At 73.1% G+C, this 15,115-nt stretch carries 17 protein-coding genes; 4 read left to right on the top strand and 13 right to left on the bottom strand.

The window, feature by feature from the left end; translation table 11 throughout:
* Positions 1 to 150: 150 nt before the first annotated feature.
* The 9 genes from ACFXDJ_RS34760 to hisD form a co-directional block, all read right to left on the bottom strand.
* Entirely contained in the window at positions 151 to 1,380 is a 1,230-nt protein-coding gene (locus ACFXDJ_RS34760) for an MFS transporter (RefSeq protein WP_384661116.1), read from the bottom strand.
* Positions 1,381 to 1,447: 67 nt separating this feature from the next.
* Positions 1,448 to 2,203 (bottom strand): imidazole glycerol phosphate synthase subunit HisF, encoded by a 756-nt coding sequence (gene hisF, locus ACFXDJ_RS34755; RefSeq protein WP_384661113.1) that lies wholly within the window; start codon positions 2,201 to 2,203, stop codon positions 1,448 to 1,450.
* Positions 2,200 to 2,619, bottom strand: a complete 420-nt coding sequence (locus ACFXDJ_RS34750; protein WP_384661110.1) for a RidA family protein — start codon at positions 2,617 to 2,619, stop codon at positions 2,200 to 2,202. Before ACFXDJ_RS34750 ends, hisF begins: the two co-directional genes overlap by 4 nt.
* Complete coding sequence (gene priA, locus ACFXDJ_RS34745) at positions 2,616 to 3,350, bottom strand: bifunctional 1-(5-phosphoribosyl)-5-((5-phosphoribosylamino)methylideneamino)imidazole-4-carboxamide isomerase/phosphoribosylanthranilate isomerase PriA (protein ID WP_384661108.1); 735 nt, start codon at positions 3,348 to 3,350, stop codon at positions 2,616 to 2,618. The genes ACFXDJ_RS34750 and priA overlap by 4 nt, the downstream gene beginning before the upstream one ends.
* Positions 3,350 to 3,991 (bottom strand): imidazole glycerol phosphate synthase subunit HisH, encoded by a 642-nt coding sequence (gene hisH / locus ACFXDJ_RS34740; RefSeq protein WP_384661119.1) that lies wholly within the window; start codon positions 3,989 to 3,991, stop codon positions 3,350 to 3,352. The genes priA and hisH overlap by 1 nt, the downstream gene beginning before the upstream one ends.
* 5 nt (positions 3,992 to 3,996) lie before the next feature.
* Positions 3,997 to 4,164 carry a hypothetical protein gene (locus tag ACFXDJ_RS34735; RefSeq protein ID WP_384661105.1) on the bottom strand — a complete coding sequence of 56 codons (168 nt, stop codon included), beginning with the start codon at positions 4,162 to 4,164 and terminating at the stop codon, positions 3,997 to 3,999.
* Between the two features lies 1 nt (position 4,165).
* On the bottom strand, positions 4,166 to 4,759 hold the full coding sequence (gene hisB / locus ACFXDJ_RS34730; protein WP_384661102.1) for an imidazoleglycerol-phosphate dehydratase HisB: 594 nt from the start codon (positions 4,757 to 4,759) through the stop codon (positions 4,166 to 4,168).
* Positions 4,756 to 5,907 (bottom strand): histidinol-phosphate transaminase, encoded by a 1,152-nt coding sequence (locus ACFXDJ_RS34725; RefSeq protein WP_384661100.1) that lies wholly within the window; start codon positions 5,905 to 5,907, stop codon positions 4,756 to 4,758. The genes hisB and ACFXDJ_RS34725 overlap by 4 nt, the downstream gene beginning before the upstream one ends.
* Positions 5,904 to 7,253, bottom strand: coding sequence for a histidinol dehydrogenase (gene hisD / locus ACFXDJ_RS34720; RefSeq protein ID WP_384661098.1), 1,350 nt, complete (start codon positions 7,251 to 7,253; stop codon positions 5,904 to 5,906). Before hisD ends, ACFXDJ_RS34725 begins: the two co-directional genes overlap by 4 nt.
* A 146-nt stretch (positions 7,254 to 7,399) precedes the next feature.
* Here hisD and ACFXDJ_RS34715 point away from each other — a divergent pair, with 146 nt between their 5' ends.
* The 3 genes from ACFXDJ_RS34715 to ybaK are packed head-to-tail and all read left to right on the top strand — an operon-like array spanning position 7,400 to position 10,270.
* Entirely contained in the window at positions 7,400 to 9,004 is a 1,605-nt protein-coding gene (locus tag ACFXDJ_RS34715; RefSeq protein ID WP_384661095.1) for an oxidoreductase, read from the top strand.
* 34 nt (positions 9,005 to 9,038) lie between these two features.
* On the top strand, positions 9,039 to 9,776 hold the full coding sequence (locus tag ACFXDJ_RS34710) for an LON peptidase substrate-binding domain-containing protein (RefSeq protein WP_384661092.1): 738 nt from the start codon (positions 9,039 to 9,041) through the stop codon (positions 9,774 to 9,776).
* A complete protein-coding gene (ybaK, locus tag ACFXDJ_RS34705) occupies positions 9,776 to 10,270 on the top strand; it encodes a Cys-tRNA(Pro) deacylase (protein WP_384661089.1) in 495 nt (164 codons plus the stop codon). Before ACFXDJ_RS34710 ends, ybaK begins: the two co-directional genes overlap by 1 nt.
* 245 nt (positions 10,271 to 10,515) lie before the next feature.
* On the opposite strand, the gene ACFXDJ_RS34700 is transcribed toward ybaK, so the two are convergent.
* Genes ACFXDJ_RS34700 through ACFXDJ_RS34685 form a run of 4 tightly spaced genes read right to left on the bottom strand, consistent with a single transcriptional unit; the run spans position 10,516 to position 14,584 of the window.
* Positions 10,516 to 11,211 carry a hypothetical protein gene (locus ACFXDJ_RS34700; RefSeq protein WP_384663617.1) on the bottom strand — a complete coding sequence of 232 codons (696 nt, stop codon included), beginning with the start codon at positions 11,209 to 11,211 and terminating at the stop codon, positions 10,516 to 10,518.
* A 34-nt stretch (positions 11,212 to 11,245) separates the two neighbouring features.
* Positions 11,246 to 12,127 (bottom strand): ABC transporter permease, encoded by an 882-nt coding sequence (locus ACFXDJ_RS34695; RefSeq protein ID WP_384663625.1) that lies wholly within the window; start codon positions 12,125 to 12,127, stop codon positions 11,246 to 11,248.
* 44 nt (positions 12,128 to 12,171) lie between these two features.
* The gene (locus ACFXDJ_RS34690) at positions 12,172 to 13,209 is read right to left on the bottom strand and encodes an ABC transporter ATP-binding protein (protein ID WP_384663619.1); all 1,038 of its coding nucleotides are present in this window, start codon (positions 13,207 to 13,209) and stop codon (positions 12,172 to 12,174) included.
* Between the two features lie 28 nt (positions 13,210 to 13,237).
* Positions 13,238 to 14,584 (bottom strand): NYN domain-containing protein, encoded by a 1,347-nt coding sequence (locus tag ACFXDJ_RS34685; protein ID WP_384663621.1) that lies wholly within the window; start codon positions 14,582 to 14,584, stop codon positions 13,238 to 13,240.
* Between the two features lie 219 nt (positions 14,585 to 14,803).
* Here ACFXDJ_RS34685 and ACFXDJ_RS34680 point away from each other — a divergent pair, with 219 nt between their 5' ends.
* Entirely contained in the window at positions 14,804 to 14,974 is a 171-nt protein-coding gene (locus ACFXDJ_RS34680; protein ID WP_384663623.1) for a hypothetical protein, read from the top strand.
* The last annotated feature ends 141 nt before the right edge of the window (positions 14,975 to 15,115 follow it).

Below are 15,115 nucleotides of genomic sequence, written 5' to 3'. Positions count from 1 at the left end.
GGGCTGGATTTTCCAGCCCGTCCGGCGTTCCTGTGCGGGCTGACGCCAGCCAAATCCAGCCTCGCCGGCGTTTGAGGCGCGGGTCTGGGCGGAGCCCAGGGAACGGTGGAAGGGTGGGTCGGGGACCAGCCCCGCAGGGCCGCCCGCCCGTCACGCGAAGGCCAGCTCCGCGCGGCGGACCGCTGGTGCGGAGGTGCCGACTATCGCGCCCGCCATGGAAACCGCGGCGCCCGCCAGGAAGACCGGGGTCACGCCCCAGAGACCGGCGGCGAGGCCGAAGACGGGGTACGCCAGCGGAGCCAGGCCGACCGCCGTGAAGGCCATCACGGAGCTGACCCGGCCCAGGTACGAGGGATCCGTGGCCGTCTGGATCAGGGCGACCGCCAGGCCTCCGCAGATCCCGCAGACCAGGCCCGTCAGTACGGCCAGAGCCACCGCCACCGGCAGGTTCGGCGCCAGCGCCAGCCCGCCGATGCCGGCCGAGCCGAAGATCAGGGTGAGGTTCTGGACCGCCCCGGCCCGGGGGAACCGCGGGATCAGGGTCAGCAGGAGCGCGCTCGACGCCGCGCCCAGCCCCATGGCTCCGACGATCCAGCCGACCCCGCCCGCACCCCAGCCGCGGTCCTCCGCGACCAGGATCAGCCCGAGCGTCAACGGCGCGGACGTGCCGAGCTGGCTCAGCGCGCCGGACAGGACCAGGGGGCCTATCAGCCCGTGCCGCCGTATGTACGCCAGGCCCGACCGGAGCTGGCTCCAGGGGCTCTCCGCCCGGGTCGGCGCCGAAGGCGCGGGGATCCCCGACGGCGCCCCGAGCGGGGAGATCCGTACCGCCACCAGCAGCACCAGCGAGAGCCCGAACAGCGCCGAGGCCACCCCGAAGGCGGCCCCCGGGCCGCCCAGGCCCATCGCCAGACCCGCCACCGGCGGCCCGGCGGTGTGCCCGACGCGCTCGGCGAGGCTGCGCAGCCCCTGGACCCGGACCAGCTGCCCCGGCGCGGCGATCCGCGGCGGCAGCGCGCCGACGGCCGGCATGAACAGCGCGTCCACGACGCCGAAGACGAGCGCGACGAGGACCAGGATCCACAGGCCCGGCGAGGTCAGGGCCACCAGCACGGCCAACGCCAGGATCACCGCGCAGCGCACGGCGTCCGAGGAGATGACCACCAGCCGGGGGCCGAAGCGGTCGGCGACCACTCCGCCGCCCAGCATGAGCAGGGCGCGCGGCACCGCGCCGACGGCCATGACCACCCCGACCTCGGCCGGTCCGGCGGTCTGCGCCGCCGTCCAGCCGAGGGAGAGGAAGTAGATCCCGTCCCCGATGAGCGAAGCCCCGTAGGCGGCCAGCCAGCGCAGGACGTTGGCGTCCTTCCAGACGCTCACGGACCCCGCGCCCCCGGCGATGTCGTTCCCGCTCAACCCGAACCCGCCCCCGCCCCAGGTGGAACCTCTAGCGGACCGGGTGGCCCGCCTCGCGCAGCACGTCCTTGACCTGCCCGATGCGCAGGTCGCCGAAGTGGAACACGGACGCCGCGAGCACCGCGTCGGCGCCCGCCGCGATCGCCGGCGGGAAGTGCGCGAGCTTGCCCGCGCCGCCCGAGGCGATCACCGGGACCGTGACGTGCTTGCGCACGGCCGCGATCATCTCGGTGTCGTAGCCGTCCTTGGTACCGTCCGCGTCCATCGAGTTCAACAGGATTTCCCCGGCGCCCAGTTCGGCCGCCCGGTGCGCCCACTCGACGGCGTCGATGCCCGCGCTCCGCCGGCCGCCGTGGGTGGTGACCTCGAAGGAGCCGGAGGCGGTGCGGCGCGCGTCCACGGACAGCACGAGCACCTGGCGGCCGAAGCGCTCCGCGATCTCCCGGATGAGCTCGGGCCGCTCGATGGCGGCGGTGTTCACGCCGACCTTGTCGGCGCCGGCCCGCAGCAGCTTGTCCACGTCGTCGGCGGTGCGCACGCCGCCGCCCACGGTCAGCGGGATGAAGACCTGCTCGGCGGTGCGGCGCACCACGTCGTAGGTGGTCTCGCGGTTCCCGGAGGAGGCGGTGATGTCGAGGAAGGTCAGCTCGTCGGCGCCTTCGGCGTCGTAGAGCTTGGCCATCTCGACGGGGTCGCCGGCGTCGCGCAGGTTCTGGAAGTTGACGCCCTTGACGACCCGGCCGTTGTCCACGTCCAGGCAGGGGATCACCCGTACGGAGAGCGTCATGCGGAGCCTCCGGCGACGGGGGCCGGGCCGAAGGCCTCGACCTCCACCTCGACGACCATGCTCGGGTCCACGAACCCGTTGACGATGATCATCGTCGAGGCGGGGCGGATCTTGTCGAACAGCTCGCTGTGGGCGCGACCGACCTCCTCCACGTCCCGGGCGTGGGTGAGGTAGAGCCGGGTGCGGACCACGTGCTCGGGGCCGAGCCCGGCCTGCTCCAGGGCCTTGAAGGCCACGCCGAAGGCCTTGACCGTCTGGTCGTACGGGCCGCCGGGGGCGCCGGTGCAGCCGGAGACCAGGACCAGCCCGTTGGGGAGCTGGACGGCACGGGAGTAGCCGAGGACGTCCTCGTACGGGCCGCCGGAGGAGATGCGCCGGACGCCGGACGCCGTGTCGGAAATCTGCTCGGAACTCATGCGGAGACCACCTTCAGGGCTTCTTCGAGCGTGAACGCCTTGGCGTACAGGGCCTTGCCTACGATCGCGCCCTCGACCCCGGCCCCGACCAGCCCGGCCAGTGCGCGCAGGTCGTCGAGGGAGGAGATGCCGCCGGAGGCCACGACGGGCCGGTCGGTGGCGGCGCAGACGTTCTTCAGCAGCTCCAGGTTGGGGCCGGTGAGGGTGCCGTCCTTGCCGATGTCGGTGACGACGTACCGGGCGCAGCCTTCGGAGTCCAGGCGCGCGAGGGTTTCGTAGAGGTCCCCGCCCTCGCTGGTCCAGCCGCGGCCCTTGAGGGTGGTGCCGCGTACGTCGAGGCCCACCGCGATCTTGTCCCCGTGCTCGGCGATGGCCTTGGCGGCCCACTCGGGGGTCTCCAGGGCGGCGGTGCCGAGGTTGACGCGGGTGCAACCGGTGGCCAGGGCCGCGGCGAGCGAGGCGTCGTCGCGGATGCCGCCGGACAGCTCGACCTTGATGTCCATGGCGCCGGTGATCTCGGCGACGAGCGCCCGGTTGTCCCCGGTGCCGAAGGCGGCGTCCAGGTCGACCAGGTGCAGCCACTCGGCGCCCGCGGCCTGCCAGGCGAGGGCGGCCTGGAGCGGGGAGCCGTAGGAGGTCTCGCTGCCGGACACGCCGTGTACGAGGCGGACGGCCTGGCCGTCGCGGACGTCGACCGCAGGGAGCAGCTCAAGCTTCTTGGGGGTCGTCATCACAGGGTCTCGATCCAGTTGGTGAGGAGCTGGGCGCCGGCGTCCCCGGACTTCTCGGGGTGGAACTGGGTGGCCCACAGGGCCCCGTTCTCCACCGCCGCGACGAACCGCTCGCCGTGCGTGGCCCAGGTGACCTTGGGTGCCTTGATCAGCGGGTTGGTGACTTCCAGGGTCCAGTCGTGCGCCGCGTAGGAGTGCACGAAGTAGAACCGGGCGTCCTCGTCGAGGCCCGCGAAGGCCTGGCTGTCGGCCGGGGCCTCCACGGTGTTCCAGCCCATGTGGGGGACGATCGGGGCCTTGAGCGGGCCGACCGTGCCGGGCCACTCGTCGAGGCCTTCGGTCTCCACGCCGTGCTCGATGCCGCGCTCGAAGAGGATCTGCATGCCGACGCAGATGCCCATGACCGGGCGGCCGCCGGAGAGCCGGCGGCCGATGATCCAGTCGCCGCGCGCTTCCTTGAGCCCCTGCATGCAGGCGGAGAAGGCCCCGACGCCGGGGACGAGGAGTCCGTCGGCGTCCATGGCCTTGTCGTAGTCGCGGGTGATCTCCACGTCCGCGCCGGCGCGCGCGAGGGCGCGCTCGGCGGAGCGGACGTTGCCGAAGCCGTAGTCGAAGACCACGACCTTCTTGGTGGGGGTCAAGGCACTCACTCCCAAATTCCCTGGATTCGCAGCACTCCGGCGGCGAGGCAGAGCACGGAGCTGATGGCGAGCAGGATGACGACCGACTTGGGCATCTTCTGCTTCTGGAAGGAGTAGACGCCGCCGGCCAGGAAGAGGCCGAGGACGATCAGGATCGTGTTGAGCCCGTTCACGCTAGAGGGCGCCCTTCGTGGAAGGCAGGATCCCGGCCGCGCGCGTGTCGAACTCGGCGGCGTAGCGCAGGGCGCGGGCGAGGGCCTTGAACTGGCACTCCACGATGTGGTGGGCGTTGCGGCCGTACGGCACGTGGATGTGCAGCGCGATCTGGGCCTGCGCGACGAAGGACTCGAAGATGTGCCGGGTCATCGTCGTGTCGTAGCTGCCGATCATCGGCGCCATGTTCTCGGGCTCGGTGTGCACGAGGTACGGGCGGCCGGACAGGTCGACGGTCACCTGGGCGAGGGACTCGTCGAGCGGCACGGTGCAGTTGCCGAACCGGTAGATGCCCACCTTGTCGCCGAGGGCCTGCTTGAAGGCGGCACCGAGCGCGAGCGCGGTGTCCTCGATGGTGTGGTGGGTGTCGATGTGCAGGTCGCCCTCGGTCTTGACGGTGAGGTCGAAGAGGCCGTGGCGGCCGAGCTGGTCGAGCATGTGGTCGTAGAAGCCCACGCCCGTCGAGACGTCGACCTTGCCGGTGCCGTCGAGGTTTATCTCGACGAGGACCGAGGTCTCCTTCGTGGTCCGTTCGACCCGTCCGATGCGGCTCATGCGTGCTGCTCCTTCTTCAGTGCGCGAACCGCTTCCAGGAACGCGTCGTTCTCGGCCGGGGTGCCCGCGGTGACCCGCAGCCATCCCGGTACGCCGTTGTCCCGGACCAGGACGCCCTGATCGAGGATCTTCTGCCAGGCGGTGTGGGAGTCCTCGAACCGGCCGAACTGTACGAAGTTCGAGTCGGAGTCGGTGACCTCGAAGCCGATCCCGCGCAGCTCGGTGACCAGGCGGTCCCGCTCGGCCTTGAGCTGCTCGACGTAGCCGAGCAGGGTGTCCGTGTACTCCAGGGCGGCCAGCGCGGTCGCCTGGGTGACGGCCGACAGGTGGTACGGCAGGCGTACGAGCTGCACGGCGTCGACCACGGCGGGGTGCGCGGCCAGGTAGCCCAGGCGCAGGCCTGCCGCGCCGAAGGCCTTGGACATGGTCCGGGAGACCACCAGGTTGGGGCGGCCCTCGATCAGCGGCAGCAGCGAGTCCCGGTGGCTGAACTCCACGTAGGCCTCGTCCACGATGACCAGGGAGGGCCCGGCCGCCTGCGCGGCCTCGTAGAGCGCCAGGACCGTCTCCGCCTCGACGGCGGTACCCGTGGGGTTGTTGGGCGAGGCGATGAAGACCACGTTGGGCTTGTGGGCGGCGATCGCCTGCTCGGCGGCCTCCACGTCGATCGTGAAGTCCTCGCGGCGCGGACCGGAGATCCAGTCGGTGCCGGTGCCTCGCGCGATCAGCGCGTGCATCGAGTACGAGGGCTCGAAGCCGATCGCGGTGCGGCCGGGCCCGCCGAAGGTCTGGAGCAGCTGCTGGAGGACCTCGTTGGAGCCGTTGGCGGCCCATACGTTCTCCCGCGCGACCGCGTGCCTGCCCGTACGGGTGAGGTAGGCGGCCAGCTCGGTGCGCAGCTCGACCGCGTCCCGGTCGGGATAGCGGTTGAGGGTGCGGGCGGCCTCGGAGACGCGCTCGGCGATGCGGGCGACGAGCTCCTCGGGCAGCCCGTACGGGTTCTCGTTGGTGTTCAGCTGGACGGGGACGTCGAGCTGCGGGGCGCCGTACGGGGTCTTGCCGCGCAGTTCGTCCCGGATGGGGAGGTCGTCGATGCCGAGGACGGCCGCGGCGTCTTCGGTGCCCGTCGTGTCGTGCGTGCCGGTCATGCCTGCGGAACCTTCCATCCACTGTGCTTGTCTTGTTCGCCTCCGGCAAAACGCGCCTTGACGGCCGCGCCGTGCGCGGGCAGGTCCTCGGCCTCGGCCAGCGTCACCACGTGGTGGGCGACCTCGGCGAGGGCGTCGCGCGTGTAGTCGACGATGTGGATGCCGCGCAGGAAGGACTGCACGGACAGGCCCGAGGAGTGGCAGGCGCAGCCGCCGGTGGGCAGCACGTGGTTCGATCCGGCGCAGTAGTCGCCGAGCGAGACCGGGGACCACGGGCCGACGAAGATCGCGCCGGCGTTGCGCACGCGGGCGGCCCAGGCGGCCGCGTCGGCGGTCTGGATCTCCAGGTGCTCGGCGCCGTACGCGTCGACGATCTTGAGCCCGTCCTCCAGGGTGTCGACCAGCACGATCGCGGACTGGCGGCCGGCCAGCGCGGGCTTGATCCGGTCCTCGATGTGCTTGGTGGCCGCGACCTGCGGCTCCAGCTCCTTCTCGACCGCCGCCGCGAGCTCCTCGGAGTCCGTCACCAGGACGGCGGCGGCCAGCGGGTCGTGCTCGGCCTGGCTGATCAGGTCGGCGGCGACGTGCACCGGGTCGGCCGTGGAGTCGGCGAGGACCGCGATCTCGGTCGGGCCGGCCTCGGTGTCGATGCCGATCTTCCCGGTGAAGTAGCGCTTGGCGGCGGCGACCCAGATGTTGCCGGGGCCGGTCACCATGTTCGCCGGAGGGCACTCCTCGGTCCCGTACGCGAACATCGCGACGGCCTGGGCGCCACCGGCGGCGTACACCTCGTCCACGCCGAGCAGGGCGCACGCGGCGAGGATCGTCGGGTGCGGCAGGCCGTCGAACTCGACCTGCGGCGGGGAGGCCAGCGCGATCGACTCGACGCCCGCCTCCTGGGCCGGTACGACGTTCATGACGACCGAGGACGGATACACCGAGCGGCCGCCCGGGGCATACAGCCCCACGCGCTCCACCGGAACCCACTTCTCGGTCACCGTGCCGCCGGGGACCACCTGGGTGGTGTGCTCGGTGCGGCGCTGGTTGCGGTGCACGATCCGGGCGCGCCGGATCGACTCTTCGAGCGCGGCGCGGACGGCCGGATCGAGCCCGGCGAGGGCGGCCTCGATCGCCTCGACAGGGACCCTGATCTGCGAGAGGGTCACTCCGTCGAACTTCTGCGCGTACTCGATCAGCGCCGCCGTCCCACGATGATGGACGTCCTCGCAGATGGGCCGCACCTTCTCCAGGGCAGCTTCTACGTCGAACTCGGCACGGGGCAGCAGATCGCGCAGGGCGCCGCCCTCGGGGAGGGCGTCACCGCGCAGGTCGATACGAGAGATCACGTCCCAATTCTCTCAGACCACCTCGCGCCGCCGTTCGCCTGTATCACTGGCTGATACACGCCACGGACGTTCCCGGATGTCACAGCCTCCCTCTAGCGTTCGGGTACGCGCGGTGACGTCCATCGCGCCAGCGGAGGGGGGCCGCCATGGCCGAAGCACGTCCGGACGGGGAACCGCCCGATCTCACGGACCCGGAACGGCGCATGTGGAGCGCGTACCGCACGGGCAGCGTCTGCGATCTCAGCGCCCGTACCGCCGAACGGGACGATCCGCACGCCGACACGGCCTGGGGCCCCGAGCGGAGCGTCCGCGCGCAGGTGGTGGCGCTGCTGCTGCTCCACGGTCCGGGCCCGGTGCCGGGCCGGGTGGCCTCGCTGAAGCTGCGCGGCGTACGGATCACCGGCCGCCTCGACCTCTCCGGAGGCACGGTCTCCCCGTACGTGGAACTCCAGTCCTGCCGCTTCGACGGCGAGATCCAGCTCTCCGAGACCCGCTTCGGCACGCTGCGCCTGGTCAACTGCGCGATACCCCGGCTGGACGCGGCCCGCCTGCACACCGAGGGCGACCTGCACCTGCCGCGCTGCCGGGTGGCCCGCGGCATCCGGCTGACCGACGCGCAGATCGGCACCGACCTGCTGATCAGCGAGGCGGTGGTGCAGCGGGACAACAAGGGCCGGGCCATGGCCGCCGACGGGATGTCGGTCGCCCAGGACTTCCAGGGCGAGCTGCTGCGGACGTACGGGGAGGTCAGCCTGCGCGGGGCCAAGGTCGGCGTGTCGATGAACCTGCGCGGGGCCCGCCTGTCCAACCCGTACGGGCGGCGCGCGCTGAACGCCCCGCAGCTCACCGTGGAGCGCACCCTGTACCTGACCTCGATCGCGCTGGACGCCACGACGGGCGATTTCGACCCCTCGTCCACTCCCCCGTACGGGATCGGCCAGACCCCGCCGCGGGGGCAGCGCACGCAGCGGTTCGAGTGCCGGGGCGGCCTGCGCCTGGACGACGGCCGGTTCGGCGACGCCGTCGACTTCTACGGAGCCCGCTTCACCCTGGCCGAGGACCAGGAGGTGTCGCTGCGCCGGATCCACACCCCGGAGCTACGGTTCGTGGGCGAGCGGCCGGAGCGCGGGCGGGTGGTGGTGTCGGGGTCCAAGGTGGTCAAGCTCGTCGACATGGCCACGAGCTGGCCGGGCCCGGGCCGGGTCTCCATGGAGGGGTTCGACTACGAGATCCTCGCGCCCCGGGGACACTTCCCGCTCACCCGCCGACTGGAGTGGGTCGAGGCGGCCACCCCCGAGTACTCGCCCGAACCGTACGAGCGGCTCGCCGCCGTGCTGCGCGCCTCGGGGGAGGACGCGGACGCCCGCGAGGTGCTACTGGCCAAGCAGCGGCGCAGGCGCACGACGCTGCCGCCGGCCCTGCGGGCGTGGGGGTACCTCCAGGACTGGCTGGTGGTCTACGGGTACCGGCCGGGCCGGGCCGCCCTGTGGATGGTCGTCCTGTGGGCGGCGGGGGCCCTGCTCTTCTACCTGCACGGCGCTCCCCCGCCGATCAAGGCGGACGAGCACCCCGACTGGAACCCCGCCCTGTTCGCCCTGGACCTGCTGCTCCCGGTGATCGACCTCGGCCAGCAGGACCAGTGGAACCTCAAGGGCGGCTGGCAGTGGGGCGCGGCGGCGCTGGTGATACTGGGCTGGATCCTGGCCACGACGGTGGCGGCGGGTGCGTCCCGGCTGCTGAGGCGGGGGTGACGGCCCTGCCCTTCCGGCCACTACCCTGTGCCTCGTGACCACCGTTCGCCTGCCCCTCTTCCCCCTGAACTCGGTGCTGTTCCCGGGACTCGTCCTCCCGCTGAACATCTTCGAGGAGCGTTATCGCGCCATGATGCGCGAGCTGCTGAAGACGGGCGAGGACGAGCCGCGCCGTTTCGCGGTCGTCGCGATCCGCGACGGCCGGGAAGTCGCCCCGACCGCCCCCGGCCTGCCGGACCAGACCTCCCTGCCCGAGCGCGGCCCGGCCGCCGGTTTCGGCGCGGACCCCATCCAGGCGTTCCACCGGGTGGGCTGCATCGCGGACGCGGCCTCGATCCGGGAACGGGAGGACGGCAGCTTCGAGGTCATGGCCACGGGCACGGTCCGGGTCCGCCTGCTCTCGGTCGACGCGACCGGCCCCTACCTGACGGCGGAGCTCGAAGAGCTTCCGGAAGACGCTGGCGAGGGCGCCGGAGCCCTGGCCGAAGGGGTCCTGCGGGCCTTCCGCAGCTACCAGAAGCGGCTGGCGGGAGCCCGCGAGCGGTCCCTGACCGGTACGGAGCTCCCCGACGAGCCGTCCGTGGTCTCGTACCTGGTCGCGGCGGCGGCCGTACTGGACATCCCGGCGAAGCAGCGGCTGCTGCAGGCCCCGGACATCGCCACCCGCCTGGCGGAGGAACTCAAACTCCTCCGCGCGGAGACGGCGGTCATCCGCCACCTCCCGTCGCTGCCGGCGGTGGACCTGACGCGCGCGCCGACGAGCCCGAACTGATGGCGAAGAAGAAGCCGGCGCCGGCCGGTACCCCGGCGATCGCCGCCCTGACGGCTGCGGGCGCCGAATTCGCCGTCCACGCGTACGACCACGACCCCGCCCACCCGTCCTACGGCGAGGAGGCCGCGCAGGCCCTCGGCGTCTCCCCGACCCAGGTCTTCAAGACCCTCCTCGCGGACGTGGACGGCGCCCTGGTCGTGGCGGTGGTCCCGGTCTCCGGCAGTCTCGACCTCAAGGCGCTGGCCGCCGCGGTCGGCGGCAAGCGCGCGGCGATGGCCGACCCGGCCCTGGCGGAGCGCACCACGGGCTACGTCCTGGGCGGCATCTCCCCCCTGGGCCAGCGGAAACGCCTCCGCACGGTCCTGGACATGTCGGCGACCGCCTTCCCCACGATCTGCGTCTCGGCGGGCCGCCGTGGCCTGGAAGTCGAGCTGGCCCCCGCCACTCTGACCGCCCTGACGGCAGCCACCCTGGCCCCCATCGCCCGCGCATAGCCGCCCGCGGCGCCGCTTCCGGGGGCCAGCCCCCGACCCCCCGCGCCTCAAACGCCGGCGGGGCTGAAGATGGCCTCAAACGCCGGCCGGGCTGGATTTGGCCGGCGTCAGCCTGCACGTGCCTGCCCGCCGGGCGGGAAATCCAGCCCCTCCGGCGTTTGAGGAGCGGGGTCTGGGGCGGAGCCCCAGGGAACGGGCGAAGGGCGGGTAGGGGACAGCCCCCGCAGGGCCCGCCCCACCCGGGGCTACGGGCGCGGAGGCTCCGCAGCGGACCGGTCCAGAGCGGCATCCGCCGGAGCGGCATCCGCCGGGGCGGCATCGGCCGGGGCCTGGTAATAGGACGGCCAGGACATCGGCGGAGCCACGGACTCCCGCGGCCCCCATAGCGCGGTCAGCGCCAGATGCACGATCACCGCGGCCATCGGCCACGCGAGCAACGCCCCGTGCGCCAGCAGCTCCATCGGAGCGTCGAAGGGAACTCCCTTCCCCACCCGCCGGGCAACGGCCACCAGGTCCGAGGACGGCCCCAGCCGCAGACCGAGCTGCCAGCCGGCCAGCGCGCCGAAGGCCGAGCCGAGCACGAGCCCGACCACCTGCGGCACTCCCCCGCGGCGGCGCCACAGGAAGACCGCCAGCGCGCTCAGCACGCCGAATCCGAGCGCCAGCAGGAAGAACACCGCGTCGGACCCGATCCGCGCCTCGCTCTCGGTGTCCCGCAGGAACACGGCCTCGCCGTTCGAGATGTACTGCACGCGCGGCGCCAGCCACACCCACAGCAGCCCGAGCAGCACACCGGTCACGCCCACCGCCAGGGCGATGGCAGCCCCGTCACGGATGTCCGCCGGGGAAACCACACGCTCGGGCGCGGCGGAAAACTCCGGCGAAGCCGACGGAAGCGGCGGCTCGTCGGGCTGTTCATGAGAGGTCACGGCTTCGGTCACCCCCACATCGTGCCAGGTACTGACGTGACCGGCGTCAGCGGACCGCCGCCCGCCGGTACGCCCAGGTCGCGACGGTCAGGGACAGCACGCCCACCGCCGCGCAGACGCCGAGGTCGAGGACGACCGCCGTCCAGTCGGGGTGCGGCTCGAAGGTGCGGGCGAAGGCCTCCACCCCGTACGTGGACGGCAGCAGGTCCCGCGCCCACACGATGAGGTCCGGCATCCTCTCGGGCGGCAGCACGCCCAGCAGCAGCGCCGCGGACATGCCGAGCTGCCCGGCCAGGGTGGCCAGCTCCTGCCGGGGCGCGAGCAGCCCCAGCGCCGCGCCGAGCCCGGCCAGCGCGGCCCCGGCCAGCGGCACCACGGCCACCAGGATCCACAGTCCGCTCATCGGCAGCCCGAAGAGCACGCTGCCGAAGACGGCCGTCACCAGCGTGCCCGGCAGGGTGAAGGAGGCGTACGCGGCGGCCGCGCCCAGCACCACCGAGGCGGGCGGCACCGGCAGGGTGGCGTAGTGGTCCAGCCCGCCGCTCGCCCTGAGCTGTCCGAAGTACTGCGCGAGCAGGTTCAGCGCGACGAAGGCCACGACCAGCACCGAGGACCCGGCGACGACGGCCCGTGCCTCGGAGCCCCCGTCGACCACGCCCCGCATCAGGATCATGATCCCGACGGACTGGAAGGTGGCCACGAACAGCAGCGGGATGCGCGAGACCCGCGCCCGGGACAGCTGCGCCCGGTAGACGGCGGCGAGCGCCGGGAAGAACCGGGCGCGCGGAGCCAGCGGCGCGGCGGCGTGCTGTTGGACCGCGTTCGGCGGGGCAGCGCCCTGTCCGGCGGCGGCGGCTGCGGCGGCCGTCGGCACGGCCTGTACGGGCGCGGCGGCGGTCGGCACGGCCTGTACGGGCGCGCCCGCCATCTGCGCGGCCCCGAGTGGCGCGACAGCGCCTGCCAGACGGTCACTCACGACTTCACCAGCCCTTTCGATTTCCCGCCCAGCGCGAGGTACACGTCCTCCAGGCTCGGCGTGGCCAGTGTGAAGTCGTCGAGCGCGGCGAAGCCCGGGCCGCCGGTCACCGCGGCCACCGCGGCCCGCGCCTCGTCGGCCCCGAGCCGCAGCACCCAGCGCCGCCCCGTCTCGACCGCACGCTCGCGCAGCGCCGCTACCTCCGGGAAACCCAGCGGAGCGGACTCGCGCCAGACGAGTTCCAGGCGGACCTCGTCGGAGACCTTGGCCTTGAGCCCGGCCGGGGTGTCGCAGGCGATGACCCGGCCCTGGTCGATGACGGCGACCCGGTCGAGGACCGTCTCGGCCTCGATGACGTTGTGGGTGACCAGCAGCACGGTGGCTCCGCTCTGCGCGCGGCGCCGGTCGACGGCGGCCCAGACGGCCCGCCGGGCCACCGGGTCCATGCCGGTGGTGGGTTCGTCGAGGACCAGTACGGGCCGCTCCCCCACCAGTGCGGCGGCGAAGCAGGCCAGGCGCCGCTGTCCGCCGGAGAGCTTCTTCAGGGGCCGCCCGGCGATCTCGGTCAGCCCGAGCTCCTCCAGTACGGCGTCCCGCTCGGCCCGCGCCTCGCGCAGCCCGAGCCCGCGCAGCCGGCCCGTGGTCTCGGCGGCCAGGGAGACGGTGAGCTCGTCGAGGGCGGTGGATTCCTGCCCGAGGTAGGCGAGCAGCCGGGCCGCCCGTTCGGGGTGGCGCACGAGGTCGTGGCCGAGCAGGGTCACCGAACCGGCGTCGGGCCGCATCAGGCCCGTGAGCTGGCGGACCAGGGTGGACTTGCCGGCGCCGTTGGGGCCGAGCAGGCCGAAGATCTCGCCGCGCCGGACGTCCAGGGAGATCCCGTCGGTGGCGCGGGTCTCGGGCAGGGCGGGGGCCCCGCGCCGTCCGCGTACCGCGGGATACGTCTTGACCAGGTCACGCACCGCGCAGACCACGTCGGAGGCCACTCCCGCGGCCGTTGCCGTGCCCGTTTCAGCCTGTGCTGTGCCCGTACTCACGAGGGAGCAGCCTACGGGGTTCGCGCCCCTACTCGACTGCCGGGGCCACCGCGACCGCGGCCGTGGCGGCCCCGGCCGCCCCGGGGGCCGGGGAGGCGTGCGGGACCACGGTGGAGGGCACACCGGCGGCCGCGACGTGTTCGGCGGCCGCCCGTACGTCGATCTCGCGCCAGAACCCGGCCCGGATGGCGTAGCGGTCGTGCTCGTCGATCTGGTCGTCCTTGTGGGCGAGGAGCCCGAAGCGGGCGGCGTAGCGCAGCAGTTCCCCGTCGATCCGGTGCGGGATCCGCGGGTACATGGTGGCGAGCTTCTGCAGGTGGACGGTCTCCGGGAGCCGCTCCATCCAGCGCCGGGCAAAGACCTGGCCGACCTCGAAGGGGTCTCCGCCGACGGTGGTGATGTCCTCCTCGCGGTCCGCCCAGCGCTGCTCGGCGGAGGTGAGCTGGGCGAGGGTGGGCAGCGAGGCGGTCTCGGCGGGCTCGCCGAGCGGCCCGGCGCGGTCGATCCAGCCCTTGTCGGAGGACCAGCGCAGGGCGCTGCCGGCCGGGGGCGCCCCGTTGGCCGCGGTCGCCGCGGGGGCGGCGGCCGGCGAGCCGGGGGCGCGCAGGGCGCCCGCGAGGTCCTTCGGGGTCGGCACGGTCCGGCCGTTCGCGGTGGCGGGCGAGGCCGGGCCGGGTACGCCGCCCTCCTCGGGCTCCACGGAGGCCGAGGGCCGGCTGCCGTTGCCGCGCGCGGCTTCGGCGAGGGCCGCCTCGGGGAGGGGCGCGGAGAGGATGGCGGCGATCTCGGGTCGCGGCGCGGGGGCCGGGGCGCAGAGGCCGGTGAGGTCGCGGGCGCGGACGGCCCGGGTGATCCACGTACGGTCCAGGACGCGGCGTTCGTCGGCTTCGGCGACGAGGTCCTCGGACTGGTTGTAGTCGCCGTCGGCGGCCTGGACGGCCCACAGGTGGACGGCGACCCCGTGTTCCTTGGCCGACATCAGGCCGGGCAGCAGGTCCCCGTCGCCCGTGACGAGTACGACGTCCGAGCAGGCGCGGTTGCGGGCGAGCTCGGTGAGCTCGGCGTGCATGGCCGCGTCGACGCCCTTCTGCGCCCACCGGCCGTCGCTGCGGGTCAGGGCGCCCAGGCGGACGGTGACGCGGGGCATGACGCGCAGCCGGCGGTGCTCGGGCTGGGGCACCCGGTCGGGCGCACCGTCGAACCAGTAGATCCGCAGCAGCGGCTGTTCGGTGTCGGCTTCGGCACGCTCGCGCAGGCCCTGGATGAGCGCCGCATGGTCGACGGTGATGCGGGAGCGGGAGGGTTCTCCCGCGAGAAGGCTCGCGGCGGCGCCCAGCAGATAGCCGGCGTCCACCAGGACGACGCAGCGGTCCACGCGTACCACCCTCTTCCCTGGGGGTCCTCTGAGTTTCCCCGAGTCTGCCCGACCGCAAGGGCGTTGACGGCCGGAACTCGATCATCGGCGTGGCGTATCTCTCAGGCGTGCCCGGTGGGGGCCCCGACTACGCGCGGTAATGATCCAAAATGCGCCGTTTACGGCGCTGTGTGAGTGTGAAGGCGGTCCTGGCCCCTAGACCCTCACGGAGGTTCCCCCATGGCCAAGAACAAGAACCAGAAGCAGCCGCAGAAGCAGCAGGCCCGCTCGTCGCAGGATCCGTCCAAGACGGAATCCTCGTCCGAGTCGATGTCCTCGTCGCCGTCGCCTTCGCCGTCGCCGCTGGACATGGCGCACAAGAGCAAGCAGAAGCGCTTCGGCCACAACTGACGCCTCCGTGCGGACATGAGAAGGGCCCGCCCCCCGCCGCCCCGGGCGGGCGGAGCTACCCAGGGTTCGCGCCCCCAACACGACGTTAAGGCCCCCCGCCAGCGCGGAGTTTGGAAAAGATCGCCCACCCCCCGGCGGGGC

It is taken from the genome of Streptomyces sp. NPDC059443 (genome assembly GCF_042750105.1).
Lineage (GTDB): Bacteria > Actinomycetota > Actinomycetes > Streptomycetales > Streptomycetaceae > Streptomyces.
The sequence above is the reverse complement of the archived record's forward strand: the minus strand, read 5'-3'. Positions and strand labels throughout refer to the sequence as shown.

Bases quoted from the DNA above. Each gene is read 5' to 3' on its own strand.
- ACFXDJ_RS34750 (WP_384661110.1), bottom strand. From the start codon at position 2,619: ATGAGTTCCGAGCAGATTTCCGACACGGCGTCCGGCGTCCGGCGCATC.
- priA (WP_384661108.1), bottom strand. From the start codon at position 3,350: ATGACGACCCCCAAGAAGCTTGAGCTGCTCCCTGCGGTCGACGTCCGC.
- ACFXDJ_RS34680 (WP_384663623.1), top strand. From the start codon at position 14,804: ATGGCCAAGAACAAGAACCAGAAGCAGCCGCAGAAGCAGCAGGCCCGC.
- ACFXDJ_RS34725 (WP_384661100.1), bottom strand. From the start codon at position 5,907: ATGACCGGCACGCACGACACGACGGGCACCGAAGACGCCGCGGCCGTC.
- ACFXDJ_RS34715 (WP_384661095.1), top strand. From the start codon at position 7,400: ATGGCCGAAGCACGTCCGGACGGGGAACCGCCCGATCTCACGGACCCG.
- ACFXDJ_RS34695 (WP_384663625.1), bottom strand. From the start codon at position 12,127: ATGGCGGGCGCGCCCGTACAGGCCGTGCCGACCGCCGCCGCGCCCGTA.
- hisF (WP_384661113.1), bottom strand. From the start codon at position 2,203: ATGACGCTCTCCGTACGGGTGATCCCCTGCCTGGACGTGGACAACGGC.
- hisB (WP_384661102.1), bottom strand. From the start codon at position 4,759: ATGAGCCGCATCGGACGGGTCGAACGGACCACGAAGGAGACCTCGGTC.
- ybaK (WP_384661089.1), top strand. From the start codon at position 9,776: ATGGCGAAGAAGAAGCCGGCGCCGGCCGGTACCCCGGCGATCGCCGCC.